This window comes from Actinomyces wuliandei (genome assembly GCF_004010955.1).
In the GTDB taxonomy this organism is placed as follows: domain Bacteria; phylum Actinomycetota; class Actinomycetes; order Actinomycetales; family Actinomycetaceae; genus Actinomyces; species Actinomyces wuliandei.
This window is the reverse complement of the sequence record NZ_CP025227.1, coordinates 1,625,369-1,648,793: the sequence shown is the minus strand read 5'-3', so window position 1 is coordinate 1,648,793 and position 23,425 is coordinate 1,625,369. Positions and strand designations below refer to the sequence as shown.

Here is a 23,425-nt window from a genome sequence, read left to right as displayed (position 1 = left end):
AGTCTGCGCCATCACGCCTCCTCCCCACCGTCGGCAGGGGAGGAGGGGGCCTCCTCGGTAGGGTCGGAAGAACCACCAACCACCGGCACCGCACCATGGGCTGCGGCACCGTCACCCCCTACCGAGGAGGAGTCTCCATGCCGAGGAGCACCGGGCACCTCGACAACAAGGCGGCACGGCTGATCGTGCGCAGCCACGACCGTGAGCACTGCTGGGCCACCGACAACGTAGCCCTGTGCGCCGCCATCGACGCCGTCTTCCGCTACAGCCTGTCCATGCAGGAGACCGTCTACCTCTCCGGGGCCGCCGACCCCGTCAGCGGACGCTCCTGGGCCACCGTCATCATGCCGCCCGGCACCAGGCTCACAGCCTCCTACTCGGCCGGAGCGCACTATGACGGTGACACCCTCACCGCCGTGGCCGCCGCCGTCCGCGACCAGGTTGAGCGGCACGGAGGCGTCACCCTCGACGCGGACGACAACATCATCGACCAGCCCGACGTCTGAGGCGCCAGGGCCAGCGGCTGAGGCCATCTCGTCGTCAACGTGCACCCACGGCATCACGCCACCCCCTCAGGGGAGCCCGCGAGCGCGGAGGAGCGGTCAGAAGAGGGGGAGGCGGAGGCGGAGGTGGGTCCAGGGGAGAGGACCCTGGCGACCTCGGCAGGGTCGAATCGGTAGTGGCCGCCAGCGGTGGACATGGCTGGACAGATCCAGCCTTTCTTCACCCATGCGCGGACGGCCTGGGGGCCGAGGCCCGCCTGACGAGCAACCTCACTAGTCGTGTAGTACCCAAGTTCTGTAGGCATGAGTCGATCATTCCTGGTGCTGCGAGTAGCGTCAAACGCAAATCGTCAATGTGATGCATGTCATGATTGGTGTCGCAATCGTGGATCTGTTGCGCGTCATGCGCGCTATGTGCGATACTCGTGCCATGAGTACCGCTCCAGACACCACACCGTGGATTCCGGACGACCAGACGCTGGGCGCACGACTCGCTCTCGTGCGCCAGCGGTTCGGGTGGAACATGAAGGAGGCCGCCCTGGCCTGCGCGATCCCGCAGAACTCGTGGCGGGAGTGGGAGCTGCGCGAGAGGGTGCCGCGCGACTACCCAGGCATGATGCAGAAGATCGCCGGGCGCACGGGGGTGGACCTGCTGTGGCTGATGACCGGGCGCCAGCCCGGCCCCGGGGACGACGGAGCCCCGGCCAGTGCGGGCCAGGGCTCGGGCGGGCTCCCGCGGCTGGACTCGAACCAGCAACCGTCCGATTAACAGTCGGATGCTCTGCCATTGAGCTACGCGGGAATGCGTCTCACGCGGGTGGAACTCTAGCAGCGTCCCGCCTGCGTCGTCGAGCCCGAGAGGAGGAGAAAGGCCACAGGCTGGCCTGTGGCGCCTAGTTTGTGGGTAGTCCCACAGTACTGCGCGTCTGTCGCTCCAGCTCCCGCAGGGCTGCCTCGTCCGCAGTGCCTGCCACCTGGTGGAGTGGGGGGCTGGTCACCGAGTACAGGGTGCCGGTGGCATCACGCCGCACGCTTGCGGAGGCCGCCTGCCCACTGGGCAGGGTGATGACGGCGCTGTGCACGAGGGCAGCCTCGACACGTTGGCGCAGTGCCCGCGCGAAGGCTGTCACGTCGACCGGAATGTAGCGGCCCTCCTGGTGCAGCCCGCCTGGGACCTGCAGCACCAGCTCGTCCTGCCGCCCCGTGCGGCGCAGGCGAAACACCCGCTCCTCGGCATTCCAGGAGCCGTGCTCGACTTGGTCCCACGGGAGGCGGTGGGGTTGGCTGTCCAGGGACACGATGACAAGGTGGTAGGCAGTCACCACGGCCCAGCAGGAACCGTCCTGGGAGACAGGGGTCTCCGCCAGGCGGCGCTGGCCTAGCTGTGCGGCGAGGGAGGTCGGCATCCTGCTGCGGCGAGGACTCCGTCGAAGTCGCATGGGCACAGGCTACCGGCTGGCCCTGTCGCCGCCCTGGGTGCTAGGAGGCCACGGAGTCGGGGTGCGGACCTCCCCCGTTGTAGCGGCGTCACGGGAGAAGACCAGGGCGACGTTGTGCCCCCCGAACCCGAAAGAGGTACTGACAGCGGCATCTACCTCTCTCAGGGGGCGTCCGGCAGGACCGACGACGTCCAGGCCTGTCATGGCAATCTGTGGGTCTATGCCCGCAGGCAGCAGGGTCGGGGGTGCCCACTGGGTCACCAGGGCCATGACGGTCAGCACGGCCTCCAGACCGCCAGCGCCCCCCAGCGGGTGGCCGGTGGCTGACTTAGTGGCGCTGACGGCTGCCTGCGGTACCGTCCGCGACAGGACCTCTGCCTCGACCGCGTCCCCCGCCGGGGTGGAGGTCGCGTGGGCGTTGACGTGCCCTACCTGGTCGGGGCTCAGGCCTGCGTCCTCCAGCGCGCGGCGCAGCGCCTGTTCCTGCTGGGTGCCACCGGGCTCAGGACGCGCGACGTCAAAGGCGTCTGCGGTCACGCCCGCACCGGACAGGACAGCCAGCACAGGAGCTCCTCGGCCACGAGCGTGTTCACCCGACTCCAGGACGAGCACCCCCGCCCCTTCGCTGAGGACAAAGCCGTCCCGGTCGGGGGCGAAGGGCCTGGAGGCGGTGAGCGGCTCCTCGTTGCGGGTTGACAGCGCCCTCATAGCCGCAAAGGCTGCTACTGTCATAGGGTGCAGGGCCGCGTCCGTACCACCAGCGACGACGACGTCCGCGCGTCCTAGACGAACAAGGTCGGCTCCGTAGGCGATGGCCTCTGCTCCGGAGGCGCACGCGGACACGGGGGAGTGGACGCCTGCGGCAGCACCGAGCTCGATACCGACTGTCGCGGCAGGTGCGTTGGGCATGAGTGCGGGCACTGCGGTAGGGGCTACCCGGCGAGGCCCCCTGGAGCGAAGCGTGTCCCAGGTGTCCATGACTGAGAGCACAGGTCCTATGCCCGGGGCGAGAGACACCGCCAGGCGCTCAGCTGCCACACGGGGGGCGCAGGCCTGCTCCCAGGCCTCGCGCGCAGCCAGGAGGGCGCACTGGGAGGCCCGGTCCAGTCGGCGTCGTTCCCTGGCCGTGAGCAGGGGAGCGATGTCTGCTGCCAGTGGGGCACCCATGCGGACAGGCAGTCCGAGCTCCTCAGCCCAGTCGTCCTGCAGGATACGTACACCGCAGCGCGAGGCGCGCAGAGCCCTCCAGGTGGACGCGACGTCGCCGCCCAGGGAGCTTACCGTACCCAGGCCGGTGACGACGACCTCCTCATGTCCGTCAGCCTGCGGTGGTCGTCCGGGAGGCACGTGCCCGTGCTCTCCCACTGCCCGCACGGTCAGCCCCGCTGGCGGACCACGAGGTCCGCCAGGGCACCGACAGTAGGCAGTGTCGGGATGACGGAGTCCTCAATGGTGACTTCGAAGCGCTCCTCCACCTGCGTCGCGACGGTCAGCAGCCCCAGGGAGTCGATGTCAAGGTCGTCAAACCGGCTGTCCCGGGTGATCTGGGAGGCGGCCAGGCCCGCCTCCTCGCTGACGATCTCAATGACGGCAGCAAGGATGTCGTCGTCGCTGCCGGTGCGGCTGTCTGACACCAGAGGCTCCTTCAGGTACGGCTACGGCGGCCCGGGTACGGGGGGACCCTATGCTCGTACCGGGCAGCACGTCGTGGGTGCAGCAGCAGTGTAGCGGCAGCGACACCTGTAACGCCGCTGCCGCCGTGTGGTGCTGTCGTAGGTCGCGGTGCTGCCGTCAGATCTCTCGGTTCTCTCTAAGACGTCCGACAATGATGGCCATGTGCAGCATCAGGCCGTCTCTGGCGTCAGTGGCGTCCCACCCCACCTGCTCGCTGACCCTTCCCAGCCGGTAGCGCACCGTGTTGGCGTGGACAAAGAGGCTGCGCGCGGTAGCCTCCAGGCTTCGTCCCAGTGCCAGGTAGGTGGCGACGGTGCTCTCAAAGGGGTCACCCATTTCGTGCAGCGGAGCATGGACAAGACTGAGAATCTGCTCGGCAGCGAACTCGTCCCCGGCCAGGATCCGTTCCGGGAGGAGGTCGTCAGCACGGACAGGGTTGGGTGCCTCTCTCCAGCCCGCCAGGGACCGAAGCCCAGCCAGCGCGGACCGCAGGGACCTGCCGGCGTGGCCGATGCCAGGCACCACCGTGCCGACCACCGCTGAACCACCTAGGCCTGCGGCTACCTGCATCGCCGCCTGGTCGATGAGCAGCTCCGAGGAGGAGGCGCGTGACCGCCTGGCTGCCCCCTTGCCAGAGCCGTTTTTGGTCGTCTTGGTTGCGGGCGGGGGCACAGAAGCCGCAGAAGGCTCCGAGCTGTCGGGCTCGCCGCCCAGCACGATAAGGACCGAGTCTCCTCGAACGGACACGAGGCAGTCGTTGGCAAGGTTGCGGCACTCGTTGCGCAGGCGGGAGACGCCCAGGGCATCCAGCGTGGTTCGCGCAGCAACCGCAGCCACAGGACCGGTGCCGTTCCATCCCGCAGTCCCGGCACGCGTAGCGGCGTCCTCGGGGGCGTCATGAAGCATGGAGTCCACTGCTACTGACTCCAGGCGGGCGTCCCAGGCCCCGCGAGCCTCAGCCGCCCGGGCATAGACCTCTGCAGCGGCAAAGCCGACGTCACGTCCGAAGGAGAGCACGAAGATGCGGACCATGTCATGGTCCTCCTCCGGGACGGCCTGAGGAGCCTCGTCGACGACCACGTCCAGGACGGTGCGCACCAGGGCCAGGGTCTGCTCCAGCGTGATGACGCCGGTCAGCGCTGCTGGCGCCACAGAGAAGATCTGGGAGGGTGTCGACGGTGCCGCCGGGCTCTCGACGGAGTCCACGAACATGGTGACGCCCAGCCGTGCCACTGCGGCAATCTGCTCGCGGTCAGCCTCAGGCAGTGTTCTGTAGAAATCGTGAGCGGAGCTAATGCGGTCCAGTGAGTGCTCGATAAGTGTGTCCTGCGCCTGGCGCAGCGCAGACACTGCCGGAGTGCTCAACTCATCCATGACTGGGATGGTACCGACAAAATCCAGTGAATCACGGGAAGATCTCTTGGGCATGGCGTGCGATGGACCACGAAGCCCCAGCCTTTCCCGAGGATAGCGACAAAAGTCCTGCAAGGTAAGTGTACATTCCCTCATGTAACGAGGCTGTAGCTTGATGCTCGCGTCTGGGAGCCTCTATCCGGGTACGGGTCCGGTTGGGGGAGTGGGTCGGTTCTGGTGCTCGTCCTGGTGGCACGCTGGTCGGGACGTCCGGGTGGGGTCCTGGAGCGCGACGTGGGCGTCCTCCAGGACCCCACCCGGTCAGGCCTCTCCGCCCTGGTTGCCGGAGGAGCCTGCGTTGACGTCGCTCAGGGCGTAGCGAGACGTGGCCTCGCCCAGGACCGACCGGTCCAGGCTTCCTTGCTCGACAAGAGCCTGTAGAGCCCTGACAACCACGGACTGGGCGTCGATAAGGTAGTACCTGCGGGCTGCCGAGCGCGTGTCGGAGAAGCCGAAGCCATCAGCACCCAGGGTGTAGTAGCTACCTGGTACCCACGCCCGAACCTGGTCAGGAACCAGCTGGTCGTAGTCGCTGGTGGCGACCACCGGACCTGGGCAGTCGGCGAGCCGCGAGGTCAGGAACGGTATGCGTGGCTGGTCCTGCGGGTGCAGCAGGTTGTGCCTGTCGGCTGCCAGGGCGTCGCGGCGCAGCTCGTTCCAGCTGGTGACCGACCAGGTTGCTGCCCTGACTCCCCAGTCCTCGAGCAGCAGGTGCCGCGCCTCCTCGATCCAGGGCAGTCCCACTCCGGAGGCGAGCAGCTGGACCTCGGGTCCCTCGCCCTCGGGAGCCGGCTCCAGGCGGTGGATGCCGCGGAGAATGCCCTCGACATCGACGTCCTCAGGCTCGGCTGGCTGGTGGATCGGCTCGTTGTAGACCGTCAGGTAGTACATGACGTCACGGTTGCGTCCAGAGTCGGGGCCGTACCAGCGCTCCAGAGCGTCACGCACGATATGACGGATCTCATAGGCGTATCCCGGGTCGTAGGTGACAACCGCCTCGTTTGTTGCCGAGATCAGGGGTGAGTGCCCGTCCATGTGCTGGGTGCCCTCGCCGGTCAACGTGGTGCGCCCTGCTGTGGCCCCGATGATGAAACCGCGGGCCAGCTGGTCGCCGGCAGCCCAGAACTGGTCGCCGGTGCGCTGGAAGCCGAACATGGAGTAGAAGATGTAGACCGGGATCATCGGCTGGCCGTGGGTGGCGTAGCTGGTGCCGACAACCTGGAACAGCGCTGCCGAGCCGGCCTCGTTAATGCCGGTGTGCATCAGCTGGCCGGAGGAGGACTCTCGGTAGGACAGCATCATGTCCGCGTCAACCGGGGTGTAGTTCTGTCCCTGGGTGTTGAAGATCTTCTTCGTGGGGAACAACGACTCCAGGCCGAAGGTGCGTGACTCGTCCGGGACGATGGGAACCAGGCGGCGCCCGATGCCCTTGTCCTTGATGAGCTCCTTGAGCAGGCGCACGAAGGCCATGGTGGTGGCGACCTCCTGCTTGCCCGACCCTGACCTGAGGATCTCGTAGGGCTTGTCTCCCGGCAGCTCCAGCTCGGTGCCCGCGTCCCTGCGCTCGGGGAGGAACCCCCCGAGCTGGCGGCGGCGCTCAAGCATGTAGAGCAGCGCAGGGTCATCGTCCGCAGGGCGGTAGTACGGCGGGAACGTGGGGTCCGCCTCCAGCTGGGCGTCAGTGAACGGGATGTGGAGGCGGTCGCGCAGTCCCTTGAGGTCGTTGATCCCCAGTTTCTTCATCTGGTGGGTGGCGTTGCGGCCGGCGAAGTGGCTCCCGAGCATGTAGCCCTTGACAGTGTGCGCCAGGATCACCGTGGGCTGGCCCTTGTGCTCGGTGGCGGCCTTGTACGCCGCGTACATCTTGCGGTAGTCGTTTCCCCCGCGCTGTAGCGCCCAGATCTGGTCGTCTGTCCAGTCCTTGACGAGTGAAGCGGTACGAGGGTCGCGACCAAAGAAGTGCTCACGCACATAGGCGCCGTCGTTGGCCTTGAAGGTCTGGTAGTCGCCGTCAAGGGTCTCCATCATGAGGTGCTCCAGGGCGTGGTCCTTGTCGGCAGCGAGCAGCTGGTCCCAGCCGCGCCCCCAGATCACCTTGATGACGTTCCACCCGGCTCCCTTGAAGAAGGCTTCCAACTCCTGGATGATCTTCCCGTTGCCGCGCACGGGCCCGTCCAGGCGCTGCAAGTTGCAGTTGATGACAAAGGTCAGGTTGTCCAGCTGCTGGGAGGCCGCGAGCTGGAGCATGCCCCGGGACTCCGGCTCGTCCATCTCGCCGTCGCCGAGGAAGGCCCAGGTGTGCTGGGCGGAGGTGTCCTTGATGCCTGAGCCGGACAGGTACTTGTCGAACCAGGCCTGGTAGATGGCCTCTGCGGGGCCCAGGCCCATGGACACTGTGGGGAACTCCCAGAAGTCCTCCATGCGACGGGGGTGCGGGTAGGAGGGCAGGCCGCGGCCGTTGCCACGTGCTGGGTGCGAGACCTCCTGTCGGAAGCCGTCAAGGTCCGCCTCGCTCAGCCGTCCCTCAATGAAGGCCCTGGCATAGTTCCCGGGAGAGGCGTGGCCCTGGAAGAAGACGTGGTCACCGCCTCCGGGGTGGTCCTTCCCGCGGAAGAAGTGGTTGAAGCCGACCTCGTAGAGCGTGGCGGTGGAGGCGTAGGAGGAGATGTGGCCACCAACCCCCACACCTGGCCGCTGCGCCCGGGTCACCATGACGGCTGCGTTCCAGCGCAGCCAGCGGCGGTAGGTGCGCTCAAGGTCCTCGTCCCCGGGGAAGTAGGGCTCGTCAGTGACGCTGATGGTGTTCACGTAGGGGGTCGTCAGCTGCGTCGGCACGGTGACGTTCTTCTGGCGTGCCTCCGCCAGCATAGACAGCAGCACGAACCTCGTTCGTGGCCCCCCTTTCTCCGCGATCAGGGCGTCGAGGGACTCGCGCCACTCACGTGTCTCCTCGGGGTCGTTGTCGGTGACCTTGGTCAGGAGACCGTCAATAAGTGGCGTGGAGTCGCTGGAGGGGCTCACGTGATCCTTCTTCCTCGCGTCGGTGCGGCAGGTCGGCAGGGCGGTGCGGGTGCAGGGGCTGCACCTTCCCCGCGTCTCCGTACCCAGCATGGGGCCGGTACCGTGCGCCGCTGTGCCTGGTACCCGGTTGACACATCTAATCTACGTCAATCTGCGGTCCTGGTGGGCTGTTGGTGGGCAGAGGAAGGATGAAGGTCCCCTCTTGCGTATGATGTGTCCCACTACTAGCGAGTTGCTGGGAGGGGCACGGGTGCGTCACCGGTGCGCGCAGGTGGTGAGTGACGCGATGTGCCGGGGCGGGGTGGCGGCACGGACGCGGGGGTGCGGGAGAGGTGGGTGGGAGGACGGGGGTGTGCGTGTTCCGCTTGCGTCGCGGGCCTCGGTGAGGTGGGCTTGTTCCGCTGTACCCGACCCGGGGTGCAGATATCCGGGAAGGACGGTGTCGGTAAGTGGTGACTACAGCGGGCGGGGTTTTCGGCTTCGCCTCCGGTCTCGTTGTGCAGGAGTTCGGCTATGACGACGACGTCGACCTGGCACTGCGCGAGGTGGTCGAGGCCGAGACTGGCGTGACGCTGGTCGATGAGGACTACGAGGACGTCGCTGACGCGGCGCTTGTGTGGTGGAGGCAGGAGGACGGCGACGTTGACGACCTGACCGACCTCCTTGTGGACGCCAAGGCGAATCTTGAGGAGGGAGCCGGGCTGATCTGGGTGCTGACTCCCAAGGCTCGCACGAGGGGGGCGGTGCCAGCCTCTGAGGTCGAGGAGGCGGCTGCCACTGCCGGCCTGCACGCAACGTCAACGGCCTCCATGGGTGAGCGCTGGAGCGGGACCAGGATCACGACTCGCAGGCGCTGACCGGGTAGTCCGCCCTGCGCGTGGTCCTGTGGCTGCGGCTGGGCGGGCTGGCGGGTCTCCTGTAGCATCGGCCGTGCTCGCCCGGACGCTCCGGCTTGCTGCGGCTGCCGTTGCGCGGCAGTCGCAGGTGGGGGACCTCCACGGTAGCGGCGGGGCGGGTCCTGAAGGACCTGTAGCTCAGGTGGTAGAGCAACGCGTTTACACCGCGTCGGTCGTCGGTTCGAGTCCGGCCGGGTCCACCGTGTCGCGGCAGCCAGGCGCCGCTGGACCTGCTCAGGTCTCAGACGGTGCCCCCGGCGGGACTCGAACCCGCACGCCCGGAGGGCAGCGACTTTTAAGGCCGCCGTGTCTACCGGTTCCACCACGGGGGCAGGACGCCCCTGGGGTGGTCTGGGACGTCGGTACAGCTCCTCACCACCGATCCTGACAATCTGATGGCGCTGCTGGACTTCCGGCGGAAGCTGGCCGCCGGTGAGGGCGGCCAGGCCTGTACCGGTCCCAATGTAGCGCATCGATTGGGCGCCGAAGGGTCAGGTGGTTCAGGAGCCGATGCCAACGAGCCGAGGCCACTCCGTAGGCCAGGTGCAGCAGAGCCACAAGGAGAGAACCTGCACCGGCGCGCTACCGCACCAGACAACAGCCTGAGGGAGCGGCAGCACCATGAAAGTGATACGCCCGACGCTGCACCTCACTCACCGCGTGTAGTTAGTCACATCACGCAGACGAAGTTCCGGCCCCTCACTGCGGAGCGGCGCCAGCAGGCGGTCGACCTGTACCGCGCCGGTGTCCCCGTCAAAGAGATCGTCCGGCAGACAGGCGTCACAGGGCTGGAGCGCAACCACCGCTTCACCGACAACGACCGCGCCCAGGCAGCTCTCCTTCGCCAACAGGGCCTGACCATCACCGAGATTGCAAGGCAGCCGGGCTTCAGCCGCATGACCATCGGACGCTACCTGGTGGCTGCTCGCCAGGAGTGAGGGCAGCGGCGATGAAGGCTACCTCCATCGTTGAAGAGCGCCCCAACGCCTTTACCAGTCATAATAACCGCCATGACCACCTGCATGGCGAGCAAGATACCCAGTCCACCAAAGGCACGGTTGTGAACCATCAATCAGGATACATGAAGAATGGGGGTAGGGGTGTCGTATCGAGCGGTGTAGAGTTATCAACATTCTAGTTGAGTTTCAATTCTCGACAACTCAGGCCGGGTTCAGTGTTGCTGAGAATGCGATGTCGACCATGGATCCCGGTGCTTTATCGTGTGCGTGACGAAGCCATGGAATAACACACTTTTATTAAAGACTCTCTGCTAGTTTTCAGGGAGCTCAAGGCCTTCTTTTTCCTCAACTGTTCGCAAGACCATGAGCGCCATCTCAAACGCTTGGATGGCGTCAACACCGTACATGGTCTGTTTAAACGGCGGCCTTAATCCTGTCGACTGCATTTCAATCTGCCATTCGGAGTCATTACCCTCCGATACTGGCGATGGTAAAGACAGGGAAAATTTCACATCCTGCCCATTCTTGAGCGAATATCGTCTTATAAACATAGTCTTTCACTCTGCAAACTCTAGCACCTCGTAGTGTCACTATACTAACCCATCATTGGAAATCTGTCAAGGTCGTTGCCGAGATTGCAGTGACGCAAAATGCTTCGGGTATATAGTTCAGTCCCATGGCAACTAAATACTCTCGACATTCACTTTGGAACTTCCGCTCAGAACCCGTGCTGCAGAGGCGTCCGTAGACACCTCTGCAGCACGGAGCGACTCCGACTCCTTGTGCTACCCATTAGCACCCGCCAGACAAGTAGCGTACTTGGCGGCAATGGCGGCCCAGCAGATGGCACGCCCTCGTGCTCCACCCGGAGCCCTCCTGCACCTTCTGCTGTCTCGCTCGTATGCCCGATCACAGTCCCGCTTCGTATGTATTGAAAGGGCGCTATTCGTCATGTTCGACTCCGACAAAGCCGAGACCGCACTGATAGGAAAACTGTTCCATGAAGCGGGGGTTGAAGTCCGGGCGGTTTCGTTGAGCGAGCCTTCCGCCGAAGCGGCCTGATTACTTACAGCGCAAGCTGCTGCTGACGCGGCAGGCAATGGGGCATCTTCCATCGCCGCAGCCTGCGGAAACCATTGGTAGTTGAAGACAGCAGTGCGATGCTCAAAAGGCTGCCTGCTGCAAGAGTCTTACCTTTCATGTTCCTTTCCTTTCTTGAATTCTTGGGTACGTCAAAACTGGTGCGCCCACCATCAGGCGTCTGGTGAGAAAACCTCAGGGTGAAGAGCAAATTCGCGGACGTATTCGAAAAGCAACTGCCTCGTAATTATCGATCCATGGCTGCACCACATGGGGGACGTAAATGGTGCGCGGCAGGCTGGTGCCATCGGCGGCAGGCAGGCGTGGGCAGGTTGCCGGGCGGCGCCAGCTGCTGGTGCCGCCGCAGCCTGAGTGTGTCAGTGTCTGCCTGGTAGCACATGTCTGTCTCCGTCGTCGTGCTGGGTACACGCTGGCCCGCATATCGTTCTGGACGCTTGGAAAGTGTATCACTCCTCACTGTGGGTGCCCATAGGGGGCTTGTTCGTCAGGACAGCGATGGTGGGATGTTGTTGTGGGAAGTGGGCGGACTGGCGCCTCAAGGCCCAAAAAATTACCGAGAGATCGACCTCAGGCTATGTATTTTTGTGGCTATCGCCAAAATTTGCAGCAACTGGTCAGTTCCAATGTGCGGGTGTGGCCGTATCCTGCCACCTGACGTTTATGCTATCGCCCAGGTAGGCTAGCAGTGTTAATTAGTCTAGTTTGTTATCACTGCGTCGGTGCCTAGGCTACGTCCTTGTCCCTCTGTGTGGCTCTGGGGGTGTCCAGCGCACTGGCGAGAAGCCGCTCTTGGGCACCTCATCCTCGTTACCACTCCCATCCAAACTCGCCAAACAGCCCACCATGCACGTCGCGCTGGGTGAGAGCCGCTCTTTTCTGGGCGTCCAGGACAGTGCGGTTGTAAAAGAGGGCGGCGGGATTGACTACGTCATCGTCCATAAGCTCGACCGGCTAGCCCGCAACAGGACCGATGACGTAGAGGTCAGCTGGGCCTTCGAGCAAGCCAGTGTCTGCCTGTCTCCACCTCAGAGAACATCGACCAGACGCCTGGCTGCATGCTGCTGCGCGGCAGCATGGGCTCCATCGCTGAGTTCCAAAGCCGGAATATCGCTAATGAGGTCATCAAGGGAATGGGTGAAAAATACAGGAATGGCGACACCTTGGGTGAAGCGCCGCTGGGGTATGTCAACGTGCGCGCCAGAGATGACCGTGGCAGAGAGTTCAGCATCGCTGCCCTCAATGAGGAGCGTGCCCCGCTGATCCGCCTGGTGTTTACGGAGTGCACGACAGGGCAGAGGACGACCAAGAAGCTGGCCGCGCACCTGCGCGATCCTGGGCTGACGATGGTGCCGACGTTCAGTAAGCTGTCCAAGGAGGTGCCGGGTGCCCAGCTGCATCGTATGCTGCGCCATCCGTACTACAAGGGCGTTACTTCCTTCCAGGGGGTGGAGTACTCGTGTACCCATGAGGCTCTGGAGAAGGAGAAAATCTGGAGGCAGGTGCGGACGGTGACGGACTCGTACCGATTCGAGGGGCACGAGGGCAACCACAACCGCCACCTCAGGACAACGGTGTACTGTGGCCAGCGTGGTGCCCGCCTGCTAGTGCAGAACACGCGCAACAGAAAGGGCGATCTCTGCCCCTACTTCGTCTGCGCCAGGCGCCAGCGAACACACGACTGCGCCTTCTGCGGTGTCCTGATCGACGTCGGCGAGGGGCGGATGGACAGGCTGTACCAGACGATCCAGCTCAGCCGCCAGGATCGGGCACTGGTCGAGCAGTATGTGCGGGAGGAGACACAGCGGCTCGAGCGTGACAAAGACCGGACCATCCGCTCTCTGACGACGCGGCGGAGCAACCTGGGGGACAAGCGCCGCAGGCTGCTGCACGCCCACTACGAAGGTGCGGTGCCACGTGATCTGCTCAAAGAGGAACAGGCCGGTCTCTCCACTGAGTTGAACCAGATCGAGCGCCAGCTTGCCGCCTACCAAGCCGACGCTGCTGATGTACGCCAGCGCCTCACCGGGGCACTTGACCTGGTCGAGGACTGCCACCGCCTCTGCAGCGCTGGACCCGCCCATCTGAGGAAGCTGCTCAACCAAGTCTTCTTCGACCGAGTCCTGCTCAACCCACTGGTGGATGAGGAGGGGTGGGTCGTTCTGCCGGATGACGGACTGAGCGACGAAGGAGACGACGGCGTGGGCGACGCGGATGCTCATATGAGGTGGGTTTAGGTAAGGTGATCGTGGTACCCCCACTGGGATTCGAACCCAGGACCTTGTGCTTATCAGGCACGAAACGAGGTATAAGCTCGCTGCTCTAACCGCTGAGCTATGGGGGCGTCAACCAGCCTGGCGCTGGCGCGCAGGCCGGGGTGCCGTGGGAGGCACCGGCACAACCCTATCCTACCCAGGCACCTGGGCGCTGGCAGCACCGGTACTGCGAGGTGGCACTGCGGGAGGACTGTGTCCGCCCCAGCGGCAGGTAGCCGTAGGCTGGGCCCGTGAGCAGCGCACCGCACGAACCCGGGTCCCGACCACGTTCCTCGAGCTCCCCGACAGTTGCTGACATCGTCGCCATGGTGGACGAGCTGGCGCCCCGGGGGCTTGCTGCCTCGTGGGACTCCAACGGCCTTATCTGCGGCGACCCCTCCTGGCCTGTCGGCCACGTCCTGCTTGCGGTTGACCCCGTGCAGGATGTTGTCGAGGAGGCTGTGAGCCGGGGGGTGGACATGGTCATCACGCACCACCCCCTCTACCTGCGTGGTACAGACTCCGTACGTGCCGACGATGCCAAGGGCCGTGTCGTCCACACCCTCATCCGTCGTGGTATCGCCCTGCTCAACGCCCACACCTGCCTGGACGCTGCGCACGGGGGAGTGGCTGACGCCCTGGCTGATCGGGTAGGACTGCGCGACACGGTGCCGCTGGAGCCCAGCGCACAGGATCCGCAGGTGGGGATCGGGCGTGTCGGACAGCTGGAGAGGCCCGTGTCCCTGAGAGACCTGGCTGAGCGTGTGGCCACAGCGCTGCCGGACTCGGCTCCGGGGCTGCTGGTCGGCGGGCGTCTGGAGGAGATGATCAAGACTGTGGCTGTCAGCGGCGGCTCGGGTGACTCGCTCCTGGGAGCGGCTCGTGACGTCGGCGCCGACGTCTTTCTCACCGCTGACCTGCGTCACCATCCCGCGTCGGAGCACCTGGAGGCGGGACGCCCCTACCTCCTGTGCGGGACCCACTGGGCCACTGAGTGGGTGGGACTGCCCCCGCTGGCTCGCGGCCTTGTGCAAAGGGCTGCTGCACGAGGGTGGAGGCTTGAGGCAGAGGTGTCGGCTGTCGTCACGGACCCCTGGGTGCTGCGCGTACCAACTGGACGTTCTCGCTCGTGAGACCGTGAGACAATAACGGGGCACCTGCCGCCGACTCTGCCGAAGGATATCCCGCCGTGAGGAGTGCACCCATCGCCCAGCAGCGGATGCTGATCGACCTGCAGTTCCTGGACTCCAGGCTCGCCCGGTTGCGTCACGAACGCTCCAGGCTGCCGGTACTTCAACGTATCGAGGCCACCGTGGAGCGTCTGAAGGCGAACAGGCGCGAGGCCCTTCTGGCGCAGGCCGCGCTGGCGGAGGCCAGGCAGGAGGCCGAGCGTGGCGAGGAGGAGGTGGCCCAGGTGGTGCGGCGCGCTCAGGCTTTGCGGGAGCGTCTCCACTCCGGTGAGGCAGGAGCGCGCGATCTCAGCGCCATCCAGCACGAGATCGACCACCTGGGACAGCGCCAGCAGGTGCTGGAGGACAGGCAGCTCAGTGCCCTGGAGACGCTGGAGTCGGCCCAGGCGGAGGCAGACCGCCTGGCCCAGGAGGAGCAGGACATCCGGGCTGCGGGCCGCCAGCTGACTGCGGAGCGGGACGAGCGGTTCGCACAGCTGGACCAGGAGCGCACCGCTGTGGAGGAGCAGCGCAGTGACGTGGCGGGAGGTATAGACGCAGGACTCCTGGCTGAGTACGAGGAGGTGCGGTCTCGCACAGGAGGCCTGGGCGCCGTGGCTCTTCGCGCGGGGCGTGTCGAGGGAGGGCCGCTGGAGATCAGTCCGCAGGAGCGCGCCCGCTTCGCGTCAGCTCCCAAGGACGCTGTTCTGCGGGCGGAGGAGAACGACGTCATCGTGGTGCGCATGGACATCTGAGGCACGCAGGGGTAGCACGCAGGGGCACACGGTGAGGTGCCGAGCGGCCGCGCCCTCTGGCTGGCAGCGGTACGTGCTAGCCACGACCCTTAGTCGGTGCAGTCACTGCTGGGTGACGAGAGTCAGCGACCGTCGGCCCTGTCTGTCTGGCCCGCTCAGCTCCACGTCGTAGACTGTGTCCAGGCTGGCAGCGACCTCGGCGACCGCGCTGATACTGCTCTGCGGGTTCAGGGCACCTGAGGGCAGGGCACGTAGCAGCGCCCCCACAAGCTGCCCGCGTGCTCGTTTGGCACTGTGAGAGACCACCTGGCGAGCACCACCCGGTCCGTACCGTACGACAGCCACCCGGAGCAGGTGGCTGTGTGCCGAGGCCAGGAAGGACCTGCCAGGCTGCCAGACCGAGGCGTAGGCTGTGGAGCGGCAGTCCACGACGACCCTGCCAGCAGCAGCGGCCTCCAGGAGGGGTTGTAGCCGCGGCCGCCAGTAGGCCGCCATGCGCCCCAGCCCGGGAAGCGTTGAGCCGATGGGGAGCCGGTGGTCAGGAACCCAGTCTGTGGCCCGCAGGATCCCCCACAGGCCGGAGATGATGACGAGGTGCCTGTCCATGACCGCGCGGGCACCCTGCTGGCCCGCGAGCCCGCGGAGGTTTGCGGCCTCGTAGAGGACCCCGGTGAACAGGTCGTGAGCCGGGGCGCAGGCGGCGGTCTCAAGACGTAGGTTGGCCTGCACCTCCCCGAGAGTTCGCGGCCCCAGCCCGAGGACAGCAGCAGCGTCCTCGCCGGAGCTGGCTCGCGCGAGCGTGTCCATGACCTGTGCCCGGGAGCCGGTGAGCTCCTCCGCCTCCAGCAGGGTAGGCAGCATCAGGGCCGGTCCCTCCCGGGGCATGGTCTTGCCTTCAGAAGGAGGAAGAAGAATGAGCACCAGCGCATCCTAGGGCACGGCAGCCTCGGGTGGGCGTAGCACCAGGCGCTAGGAGGGCCGTTATGAGGCCGGTCAGGAGACCAGTACGGTATGCTGCTGCCTGCGGACAAGCTGGCCGGGCGGCCGCGGTACTGCCAGGTGGCTCCAGGCTCCTGGGGCACAGGCAGGCTGAGGAACGTCCGGGCTCCACAGAGCAGGGCGGTGGCTAACGGCCACCCGGGGCGACCCGCGGGACAGTGCCACAGAGAGAAGACCGCCGTCCGTGTAGCGGGCGGTGAGGGTGAAAGGGTGGGGTAAGAGCCCACCAGCGTTGCGGGTGACCGCTGCGGCTAGGTAAACCCCGCCAGGAGCAAGACCGCACAGCTGACGTCTGAGGGCTGCTCGTCCGAGTCAGCGGGTAGGTCGCGTGAGGCTGTCGGCAACGATGGTCCAAGATGAATGGTCGCCGCCACCCGGGCCGGTAACGGTGGGTGGTAACAGAACCCGGCGTACAGGCCAGCTTGTCCGCCCTCTTGCCGCAGTCACCGTTCTCTCCCCTGACAGGCCGCAGCACGCGGCGCCCGGGAGGGCCGCGTGCTGCGGGGGTCGGCGGGATCCCGGCGCAGCTGTGCTCAGCCGGGTCCCGTCCAGGTTCGGGAACGGGTACGTGCTACTTGGCCTGCACGAACCACTCCTCCCTGTCACTGGAGTAGGTGTCAAAGGCTGAGATGACGAAGTTGCCCGAGTTCACCGAGTCCTCGCTGATCAGGAAGGCGTAGTAGCCGGTTGCCGACCCGCCGTTACGGGGCATGGACTGGGAGTAGAAGGACTTGTCGTCAATGAATATCTCAGGCTCCGAGGTGTTGCCGCCGTCCTCGTAGGTGATGTCCAGGTCGTGGTAGTTGAACTGGCCCTCACCCTGGTAGGTGACGGTGACCGGGACGGTGATGTAAACCTGACCCTCGGGCGGCTCCTCGTAGATATACTCGTTGTCCGCCTTTAGCGTGTCGTTGGCGTCCCAGGTGACCGGGTCGAAGTGGACGGTGATCTGGATGTCCTTGCCCTCGTCCTCCTGGCGCGTGGAGGGCAGGACCACGTCCTGCTGGGTGGGGTCGATGGCGGTGTCTGCCGAGGTGCCCTCCCCGCCCGACCCGCTCCCTGAGCTGTCGTCACTGCTGTCAGCGTCGTCGCTGCTGCTGCCGGTGTCGCTGGAGCTCTGCGCGGTGGCGCCGCCATCTCGGTCATCGCTGCTGCCCCGGCTGACCAGCACGAGAGTCAGGACCAGGGCCACGACCAGGACGGCAGCGATAATGGTCCAGAACCACCACTGCCGGGTGACAGGCCTTGAGGCAGGGGCCGCGCTCAGCCCGCCTGCGACGTCGACCGGCTGCCAGTTGCCGACTGGCCCCGGCGGGGTACCAGGAGGCACAGGGGACTGCTGGTTGTGGAACGGTGTTGGTGCCTGGGAGTAGTCCGCGCCAGGGTCGTAGCCAGCCGGACCGCCGACAGTCGAGGTGGAGGACACGTAGTCTCCCGAGGGCGCGGAGGCGGACGAGCCTGTGGGATCAGCCACGTGAGCCGGCAGTGAGGCGGTCTCGGCCGACGGGGCAGCAGGCCCGGTGGGGGCGCTCGAGGCACTCCCCGTTGGCGCCCAGGCCGGGTCGGCTCCCGGGACGGCGGCTGAGCCGGAGTCGGGGAGGCCAGTGGCGGGCGCTGAGTCGTCAACCCAGAGCTGCCAGCCCTCTGGTGCCGGGCCCCAGGCAGGATCAGGCTGCCACCCTGGGGGCGGCTCGAAGCCTTCCGGCGGGCTTGGCCAGTTCGGCGGTGGGTTGAAACGCAGTGCCATGTGAACCTCCGGGAAAAGAAATGACGGGGCAGGGGCAGCGCGGGATGCTGCACACAAGAGTCAATCTACACGTCAGCGGCTCATGCGCGAGGCGAGAATGTGCGCTGCAACTGAGAGACCGATCCTGTGCACCCGACTTCGATGAAGCTGGTAACGAAAAATACAGTTGCACCGCCTAGGGCGGGACCAGTGGTATATGTCACGCAGCCGATCAGCCACAGTCGTGATGACAGGCGGTGACGATGGATGACGATACACGACTGGGACAGCCCAGAGTGGCCACGGCGGGAGAGTGGCCGTGGCCGCCGCTCACAAGAGCGCCAGGCCGGGGCTAGACGGAGGCCAGGGCTAGACCGAGGACTGTGTCGATGCTGCCAGGGCGGCTGCGCCGACGATACCGGCGCGGTTGAGCAGAGTGGCCGGCACGATCGGCGTCGTGAGGTCCAAGAGCGGAAGGAACTTCTCGTGCTTGCGCGACACCCCGCCGCCGACGACGAACACGTCCGGGCTGAAGAGCATCTCCAGGTGGGAGTAGTACCGCTGCAGGCGCCTGGCCCATTTGCCCCAGGACATGTCCTTCCTCTCCCTGACCGCGGAGGAGGCCCGCTTCTCTGCGTCGTGGCCGTCGATCTCCAGGTGCCCCAGCTCCGTGCCGGGGACGAGCACGCCGTTCATGACCAGGGCGGAGCCGATACCGGTGCCCAGGGTCGTGACGATGGCCAGGCCCTGGACCTCCCTGGCCGCTCCGTAGAGGGTCTCCGCGTAGCCGGCGGCGTCGGCGTCGTTGACGACCGTGGCCCGACGGCCCAGGACCTGGGCTATTAGCGCCCTGGCGTCGATCCCGGCCCAGGAGGGGTCGAGGTTGGCCATGAAGGCGACGACCCCGCGCTTGACCGGGGCTGGCACCGCGACGCCCACGGGGACCTCTGCGGGCAGGCCCAGGCTGGTGACGAGGTGGGAGACCACGTCGGCCACCGCCTCCGGGGTGGCGGGCTGGGGCGTGGCTACACGCAGGCGCTCGGCGGTGAACTCACCGGTACCCAGGTCCACGGGAGCGGCCTTGATACCGGACCCGCCGACATCGACGCCGATGGCGACATCTGTGCTCATATCTGGATAAGCTCCTTTCGATTCCGGTGTCTGCGAAGAGCCCGGCACCCCGCCTGCTCAGCCTGGTACCAGTTCGCTGTTGGCTACTGGCCCGGCGTCAGGATGGCAGAGTGACGTCAAGATGGCAGGGTGAGAACCTCCGCGCCGGTCTCCGTGACCACCACGGTGTGCTCGAACTGGGCGGTGCGTGAGCGGTCGGCAGTGACCACCGTCCACCCATCCTCCCACTGCTGCCACTCGATGTCTCCCAGGGTGAGCATCGGCTCGACGGTGAAGACCATGCCGACCTCAATGACGTCGTCGTAGAGGGGAGCGGCGTCATAGTGGGGGATGATGAGGCCTGAGTGGAACGCCTCACCTACGCCGTGACCGGTGTAGTCGCGCACCACGCCGTAGTCGAAGCGGCGGGCGTAGGACTCGATGACCCGGCCGATGACATTGACCTCGCGCCCCGGGCGGGCGGCCTTGATCCCCCTGTCCATGGCGGTACGTGTGCGCTCGATGAGCAGCGCGGACTCCTCGTCGATCTCACCCACCGGGTAGGTGGCGTTGGTGTCCCCGTGGACCCCGTCGTAGTAGGCCGTGACGTCCAGGTTGACAATGTCCCCCTCGGACAGGACCGTGGAGTCGGGGATACCGTGGCAGATCACCTCGTTGACCGAGGTGCAGATGGACTTGGGGAAGCCCATGTAGCCCAGGCAGGAAGGGTAGGCGCCGTGGTCGCAGAGGAACTCGTGGGCGATCCGGTCCAGCTCGTCGGTGGTGACCCCGGGGGCGATCGCGTCAGCGGCCGCAGCCAGTGCCTGGGCGGCGAGGCGTCCGGCGACGCGGATGCGCTCCACGGTCTCGGCGTCCTTGACCTCAGGGGCGCTCACCCGCTCAGGTCCGTCGTGGAACAGGTACTCGGGTCGTGGGATCGTGTCAGGGACATGACGCTGCGGGCCGAGGGTCCCAGGTACGAGGGTGCCTCGTGGTGCCCGGTCAGCCAGGTGGGTGGTCGTGGGTGCCATCATGTGCCCAGCATAGGTATCCCGCCGGGGTCCTGGACCCGTGCAGGCCCGGCGACCTGGGCCTAGGATGTGCCGGTGGCGAAGATTCACCTGGTCCGTCATGGCCGTACCGTCCTCAACGAGCAGCGCCGTACGCAGGGTGCGTGCGACTCGCCCCTGACCAGGCAGGGGCGGCTAGGCGCCGTCATGTGCTGCGACTACCTGGCCGGGGCGGCGCTGACAGCGGCCTACACCAGCCCCCAGGGCAGGGCGGTAGAGACTGCGGAGATTCTCCTGCAGGCCCACCCCGGGCTCGGCGCGACCCGGCTGGACGGACTGCGGGAGTACAACTACGGCCGCTACGATGGGGGGCCGGACGGCCAGATGCACGCCGCTCTCCCGGTCGACCAGCACCTGCCCGGTGTCCTGGCCGGAACCCACCCCGGCGTACCCGGCGGCATCCACGCCCGAGACTACCTTGCGGACATGGACGGCGCGCTGGCGCGCATCCTGTCTGACCTGCGGGCACAGGCCACAGTGACAACAGCGACAGGAACGGATCCGGAGGTCCTGGTGGTCTCCCACGGCATGACTCTCACGACCCTCGTCGTGCGGTGGCTGGGGACCCAGGCCGCCCAGGCCCTCGTTGCCAGGCCCCTGGCCAACTGCTCGGTGACCACGGTCAGGGTCGATCCGGGAGCGCCTGACGGGGCTCCTGAACTGCTTGCCTGGGGGGAGGACCCCGGCAACCAGGGTGTGACCTTCCAGGTGGGTGACATGAGCGGGCTCCTGGACGCCGTGGTCCCTGTACCGCTGGACCTGTCCAGGCCGGAGGGGCTGTCACTGCCCGCCCGGTGACTCAAAGGCTCCCGCTAAGATCTTCTCTTCTGGCCTCCCGAGTCATCTTTGTGCCTCTACCTCTGAGGAGCTGTCCTAGCGCACGGTCTCCCAGAAGCCCCGCAAGGTCACTGGGCCGCTTAGGACTCAAAGCCGTGCTCCGGCCCGGGGAAGGAGCCCTCGCGTACCGCCTGCCCGTAGTCCTGCGCCGCCTGGTGCAGCGCCTGGCCCACCTGGCCGAACTGCCTGGCGAACCGGGGTGACCACTCGCTCATGCCTGCCATGTCCGTCCACACCAGGACCTGGCCGTCGGTGCGGGGGCCTGCGCCGATCCCGATGGTGGGCACCGCTACGCTGCGGGTCACCCGGGCTGCGGCCGGGGTGGGCACCATCTCCAGGACGAGGGCCACGGCTCCGGCCTTGGCCAGGGCAACGGCGTCGGCAACCAGCCTGTCCTCCTCCTGCTGACCGCGCGCCTGCACCCGGTAGCCCCCCAGGGCGTTGATCGACTGTGGCGTGAATCCCAGGTGCCCTACGACCGGGATCCCCGCCTGGGTCAGAGTCCTGACTGCGTCCTCTCGGGCAGCTCCCCCCTCCAGCTTGACCGCCTGGGCCCCGGCCTTGACCAGGCGCACCGCGCTGGCCAGGGCCTGCTGGGGACCGGACTCGTAGGTACCAAAGGGGAGGTCGGCCACGACCATGGCGCGCGCAGTGGCGCTGGCCACGGCACGGGTGGCCACAAGCATCTCCTCCAGGGTCACCGGAATGGTGGAGTCGTGGCCCAGGGCCACGTTGCCGATGGAGTCACCCACCAGCAGCATGTCGGTCCCGGCGTCGTCAAGAATTCTGGCAGTGAAGGCGTCGTAGGCCGTCAGCATGACGAGCCTCTCCCCGTGCTCCTTCGCCTGGGTCAGGTGGTGGACACGCACACGGGCGCCGCTCGGGCGCGAGGATGGTGCAGCAGACGACATGCCCTCAAGCCTAGTACCGTCCTGCTTCTCCTGCCATGCCCCTGACGGTCGCCTCCCACCTGGCAGCCGCAGGATCCGGCTGCCTGCCCGAGACGGGCACAGCGTCTAGGCTCTGTGCCTAGGCTCTGTCCTGTGCCCGGGCGGAGGCACCCGCAGGCCTGGCACGGCGGTAGAGCAGGACCACACGTGAGCTCCCGGAGGAGGCACCATGGACAAGCAGCAGGAGTACGTTCTGCGCGCGATCGAGGAGCGGGACATCCGCTTCGTGAGGTTGTGGTTCACCGACGTCTCCGGTCGGCTCAAGTCGGTGGCCATCGCACCGGCGGAGGTCGAGGGGGCCTTTGAGGAGGGGATCGGCTTCGACGGCTCGGCTATTGAGGGGCTCACCCGTGTCTTCGAGTCCGACATGCTGCTGGCCCCCGACCCCTCGACGTTCCAGATGCTGCCGTGGAGGGACGGTGCCAATGGCGTGGCCCGGATGTTCTGCGATGTGCTGACTCCCGACGGGGAGCCTGCCCGCACCGATCCTCGGGCTGTGCTGGAGCGGCAGATCGCGCGGGTGGCAGAGGCGGGATTCACCTGCTACATCCACCCCGAGATCGAGTTCTACCTGGTCAACCGGGACTCGGAGGGAAGGATCCGTCCTACCGACGAGGCCGGCTACTTTGACCACGTGCCTGGAGGCACCGCCCACGACTTCCGGCGCCGCGCCATCCTCATGCTGGAGCAGATGGGGATCTCGGTGGAGTTCTCCCACCACGAGGGAGGCCCCGGGCAGAACGAGATCGACCTGCGCTTTGCCGACGCCCTGTCCATGGCGGACAACATCATGACCTTCAGGGCAGTCGTGGAGGAGGTTGCCCTCCAGGAGGGATCGGTGGCCACCTTCATGCCCAAGCCGTTTCCCACAGAGTTCGGCTCCGGCATGCACACCCACTTCTCCCTGTTCGAGGGGGAGCACAACGCCTTCTTCGACCCGGCGGGCCAGTACCAGCTCTCCGCCACCGGACGCTCCTTTATCGCGGGCCTGCTCCACCACGCTGCGGAGATCACGGCGGTCACCAACCAGCACGTCAACTCCTACAAGCGCCTGTGGGGCGGGGACGAGGCTCCCAGCTATGTGTGCTGGGGACACAACAACAGGTCCGCGCTGGTGCGCGTGCCCATGCACAAACCGGGCAAGGCTCAGTCAGTACGGGTGGAGTACCGGGGGATCGACTCCTCCGCCAACCCGTACCTGGCCTACGCCGTCATCCTGGCGGCCGGGCTCAAGGGTATCGAGGAGGGCTACGAGTTGCCGCCGGAGGCGGAGGACGACGTGTGGGCACTGTCCGACGTGGAGCGCAGGGCGCTGGGCATCCATGCCCTACCGACCTCCCTGAAGAGCGCCGTGGCGGCGATGCAGCACTCCGACCTGGTCGCCGACACCTTTGGCGAGGACAGTTTCGAGTACTTCATCCGCAACAAGCGTCGTGAGTACCAGGCCTACGACGCCCAGGTGACCGACTTCGAGATCAGCCAGTTCTTCCCGCGCTCCTGATCTCAGGGCGGGCTGCGGGCAGACGGAGCCAGCTGCGGCGGCGCCGAGGC

21 protein-coding genes, 4 tRNA genes and 1 other RNA gene are annotated in these 23,425 nt (G+C 66.3%); 10 read left to right on the top strand and 16 right to left on the bottom strand.

Going from position 1 to position 23,425, the window contains the following annotated elements; all coding sequences use genetic code 11:
- The first annotated feature begins 137 nt into the window (after positions 1 to 137).
- Positions 138 to 506 (top strand): hypothetical protein, encoded by a 369-nt coding sequence (locus CWS50_RS06765; RefSeq protein WP_127842169.1) that lies wholly within the window; start codon positions 138 to 140, stop codon positions 504 to 506.
- 53 nt (positions 507 to 559) lie between these two features.
- Here CWS50_RS06765 and CWS50_RS06760 read toward each other — a convergent pair whose 3' ends face one another.
- From CWS50_RS06760 to aceE, 7 genes are all read right to left on the bottom strand, one after another.
- The gene (locus tag CWS50_RS06760; protein WP_127842168.1) at positions 560 to 808 is read right to left on the bottom strand and encodes a MerR family transcriptional regulator; all 249 of its coding nucleotides are present in this window, start codon (positions 806 to 808) and stop codon (positions 560 to 562) included.
- 425 nt (positions 809 to 1,233) lie between these two features.
- Positions 1,234 to 1,305: transfer RNA gene (locus CWS50_RS06755), tRNA-Asn, on the bottom strand.
- 91 nt (positions 1,306 to 1,396) lie between these two features.
- Positions 1,397 to 1,942, bottom strand: a complete 546-nt coding sequence (locus tag CWS50_RS06750; RefSeq protein ID WP_243118212.1) for a hypothetical protein — start codon at positions 1,940 to 1,942, stop codon at positions 1,397 to 1,399.
- 9 nt (positions 1,943 to 1,951) lie between these two features.
- Positions 1,952 to 3,289, bottom strand: coding sequence for a beta-ketoacyl-[acyl-carrier-protein] synthase family protein (locus tag CWS50_RS06745; protein WP_206610383.1), 1,338 nt, complete (start codon positions 3,287 to 3,289; stop codon positions 1,952 to 1,954).
- Between the two features lie 29 nt (positions 3,290 to 3,318).
- Positions 3,319 to 3,576, bottom strand: a complete 258-nt coding sequence (locus CWS50_RS06740) for an acyl carrier protein (RefSeq protein WP_127842166.1) — start codon at positions 3,574 to 3,576, stop codon at positions 3,319 to 3,321.
- Positions 3,577 to 3,733: 157 nt separating this feature from the next.
- Positions 3,734 to 4,990 (bottom strand): PucR family transcriptional regulator, encoded by a 1,257-nt coding sequence (locus CWS50_RS06735; protein ID WP_127842165.1) that lies wholly within the window; start codon positions 4,988 to 4,990, stop codon positions 3,734 to 3,736.
- Positions 4,991 to 5,290: 300 nt separating this feature from the next.
- Complete coding sequence (aceE, locus tag CWS50_RS06730; protein WP_127842164.1) at positions 5,291 to 8,050, bottom strand: pyruvate dehydrogenase (acetyl-transferring), homodimeric type; 2,760 nt, start codon at positions 8,048 to 8,050, stop codon at positions 5,291 to 5,293.
- A 449-nt stretch (positions 8,051 to 8,499) separates the two neighbouring features.
- Between aceE and CWS50_RS06725 the strand changes: the two genes are divergently transcribed.
- A complete protein-coding gene (locus CWS50_RS06725; RefSeq protein WP_127842163.1) occupies positions 8,500 to 8,907 on the top strand; it encodes a DUF3052 domain-containing protein in 408 nt (135 codons plus the stop codon).
- 166 nt (positions 8,908 to 9,073) lie between these two features.
- A tRNA-Val gene (locus tag CWS50_RS06720) sits at positions 9,074 to 9,146 on the top strand.
- Between the two features lie 49 nt (positions 9,147 to 9,195).
- Here CWS50_RS06720 and CWS50_RS06715 read toward each other — a convergent pair.
- Positions 9,196 to 9,278: transfer RNA gene (locus tag CWS50_RS06715), tRNA-Leu, on the bottom strand.
- A 63-nt stretch (positions 9,279 to 9,341) separates the two neighbouring features.
- Here CWS50_RS06715 and CWS50_RS13470 point away from each other — a divergent pair.
- Positions 9,342 to 9,884, top strand: a complete 543-nt coding sequence (locus CWS50_RS13470) for a helix-turn-helix domain-containing protein (protein ID WP_243118211.1) — start codon at positions 9,342 to 9,344, stop codon at positions 9,882 to 9,884.
- Positions 9,885 to 10,216: 332 nt separating this feature from the next.
- On the opposite strand, the gene CWS50_RS06705 is transcribed toward CWS50_RS13470, so the two are convergent.
- Both CWS50_RS06705 and CWS50_RS13805 read right to left on the bottom strand, forming a co-directional pair.
- Positions 10,217 to 10,417 carry a hypothetical protein gene (locus CWS50_RS06705; protein ID WP_127842162.1) on the bottom strand — a complete coding sequence of 67 codons (201 nt, stop codon included), beginning with the start codon at positions 10,415 to 10,417 and terminating at the stop codon, positions 10,217 to 10,219.
- 1,396 nt (positions 10,418 to 11,813) lie between these two features.
- Positions 11,814 to 11,945 carry a hypothetical protein gene (locus tag CWS50_RS13805; protein ID WP_279221947.1) on the bottom strand — a complete coding sequence of 44 codons (132 nt, stop codon included), beginning with the start codon at positions 11,943 to 11,945 and terminating at the stop codon, positions 11,814 to 11,816.
- A 116-nt stretch (positions 11,946 to 12,061) separates the two neighbouring features.
- On the opposite strand from CWS50_RS13805, the gene CWS50_RS06700 reads away from it, so the two are divergent.
- The gene (locus CWS50_RS06700) at positions 12,062 to 13,240 is read left to right on the top strand and encodes a serine integrase family protein (RefSeq protein WP_127842161.1); all 1,179 of its coding nucleotides are present in this window, start codon (positions 12,062 to 12,064) and stop codon (positions 13,238 to 13,240) included.
- Positions 13,241 to 13,252: 12 nt separating this feature from the next.
- Here the strand turns inward: CWS50_RS06700 and CWS50_RS06695 are convergent.
- Positions 13,253 to 13,347, bottom strand: a tRNA-Ile gene (locus tag CWS50_RS06695).
- A gap of 162 nt (positions 13,348 to 13,509) precedes the next feature.
- Here CWS50_RS06695 and CWS50_RS06690 point away from each other — a divergent pair.
- Together CWS50_RS06690 and CWS50_RS06685 are read left to right on the top strand one after the other, a co-directional pair.
- Positions 13,510 to 14,391: a Nif3-like dinuclear metal center hexameric protein gene (locus CWS50_RS06690; protein ID WP_257493096.1), complete on the top strand. Its 882-nt coding sequence runs from the start codon at positions 13,510 to 13,512 to the stop codon at positions 14,389 to 14,391.
- Positions 14,392 to 14,447: 56 nt separating this feature from the next.
- Positions 14,448 to 15,182, top strand: a complete 735-nt coding sequence (locus CWS50_RS06685) for a zinc ribbon domain-containing protein (protein WP_127842160.1) — start codon at positions 14,448 to 14,450, stop codon at positions 15,180 to 15,182.
- Positions 15,183 to 15,284: 102 nt separating this feature from the next.
- Here CWS50_RS06685 and CWS50_RS06680 read toward each other — a convergent pair whose 3' ends face one another.
- Entirely contained in the window at positions 15,285 to 16,103 is an 819-nt protein-coding gene (locus CWS50_RS06680; RefSeq protein ID WP_127842159.1) for a YaaA family protein, read from the bottom strand.
- A 107-nt stretch (positions 16,104 to 16,210) separates the two neighbouring features.
- Between CWS50_RS06680 and rnpB the strand changes: the two genes are divergently transcribed.
- An RNA gene (gene rnpB, locus CWS50_RS06675) (RNase P RNA component class A) lies at positions 16,211 to 16,610 on the top strand.
- 142 nt (positions 16,611 to 16,752) lie between these two features.
- On the opposite strand, the gene CWS50_RS06670 is transcribed toward rnpB, so the two are convergent.
- From CWS50_RS06670 to map, 3 genes are all read right to left on the bottom strand, one after another.
- The gene (locus tag CWS50_RS06670; protein ID WP_243118210.1) at positions 16,753 to 17,655 is read right to left on the bottom strand and encodes a hypothetical protein; all 903 of its coding nucleotides are present in this window, start codon (positions 17,653 to 17,655) and stop codon (positions 16,753 to 16,755) included.
- 621 nt (positions 17,656 to 18,276) lie between these two features.
- Entirely contained in the window at positions 18,277 to 19,038 is a 762-nt protein-coding gene (ppgK, locus tag CWS50_RS06665; RefSeq protein WP_127842157.1) for a polyphosphate--glucose phosphotransferase, read from the bottom strand.
- 116 nt (positions 19,039 to 19,154) lie between these two features.
- The gene (gene map, locus CWS50_RS06660) at positions 19,155 to 20,051 is read right to left on the bottom strand and encodes a type I methionyl aminopeptidase (protein ID WP_127842156.1); all 897 of its coding nucleotides are present in this window, start codon (positions 20,049 to 20,051) and stop codon (positions 19,155 to 19,157) included.
- Positions 20,052 to 20,123: 72 nt separating this feature from the next.
- Between map and CWS50_RS06655 the strand changes: the two genes are divergently transcribed.
- Positions 20,124 to 20,885: a histidine phosphatase family protein gene (locus tag CWS50_RS06655; protein WP_127842155.1), complete on the top strand. Its 762-nt coding sequence runs from the start codon at positions 20,124 to 20,126 to the stop codon at positions 20,883 to 20,885.
- 119 nt (positions 20,886 to 21,004) lie between these two features.
- Here CWS50_RS06655 and panB read toward each other — a convergent pair whose 3' ends face one another.
- Positions 21,005 to 21,835 carry a 3-methyl-2-oxobutanoate hydroxymethyltransferase gene (gene panB, locus CWS50_RS06650; protein ID WP_127842154.1) on the bottom strand — a complete coding sequence of 277 codons (831 nt, stop codon included), beginning with the start codon at positions 21,833 to 21,835 and terminating at the stop codon, positions 21,005 to 21,007.
- A gap of 208 nt (positions 21,836 to 22,043) precedes the next feature.
- Between panB and CWS50_RS06645 the strand changes: the two genes are divergently transcribed.
- The gene (locus CWS50_RS06645) at positions 22,044 to 23,375 is read left to right on the top strand and encodes a glutamine synthetase family protein (RefSeq protein WP_127842153.1); all 1,332 of its coding nucleotides are present in this window, start codon (positions 22,044 to 22,046) and stop codon (positions 23,373 to 23,375) included.
- Positions 23,376 to 23,425 lie beyond the last annotated feature (50 nt).

What these genes read in the sequence shown, in the direction of transcription:
- CWS50_RS06765 (WP_127842169.1), top strand. Translation starts at nt 138, where the DNA reads ATGCCGAGGAGCACCGGGCACCTCGACAACAAGGCGGCACGGCTGATC.
- CWS50_RS06760 (WP_127842168.1), bottom strand. Translation starts at nt 808, where the DNA reads ATGCCTACAGAACTTGGGTACTACACGACTAGTGAGGTTGCTCGTCAG.
- CWS50_RS06750 (WP_243118212.1), bottom strand. Translation starts at nt 1,942, where the DNA reads ATGCGACTTCGACGGAGTCCTCGCCGCAGCAGGATGCCGACCTCCCTC.
- CWS50_RS06735 (WP_127842165.1), bottom strand. Translation starts at nt 4,990, where the DNA reads ATGGATGAGTTGAGCACTCCGGCAGTGTCTGCGCTGCGCCAGGCGCAG.
- CWS50_RS13470 (WP_243118211.1), top strand. Translation starts at nt 9,342, where the DNA reads ATGGCGCTGCTGGACTTCCGGCGGAAGCTGGCCGCCGGTGAGGGCGGC.
- CWS50_RS13805 (WP_279221947.1), bottom strand. Translation starts at nt 11,945, where the DNA reads ATGGACGATGACGTAGTCAATCCCGCCGCCCTCTTTTACAACCGCACT.
- CWS50_RS06700 (WP_127842161.1), top strand. Translation starts at nt 12,062, where the DNA reads ATGCTGCTGCGCGGCAGCATGGGCTCCATCGCTGAGTTCCAAAGCCGG.
- ppgK (WP_127842157.1), bottom strand. Translation starts at nt 19,038, where the DNA reads ATGAGCACAGATGTCGCCATCGGCGTCGATGTCGGCGGGTCCGGTATC.
- map (WP_127842156.1), bottom strand. Translation starts at nt 20,051, where the DNA reads ATGATGGCACCCACGACCACCCACCTGGCTGACCGGGCACCACGAGGC.
- panB (WP_127842154.1), bottom strand. Translation starts at nt 21,835, where the DNA reads ATGTCGTCTGCTGCACCATCCTCGCGCCCGAGCGGCGCCCGTGTGCGT.
- CWS50_RS06645 (WP_127842153.1), top strand. Translation starts at nt 22,044, where the DNA reads ATGGACAAGCAGCAGGAGTACGTTCTGCGCGCGATCGAGGAGCGGGAC.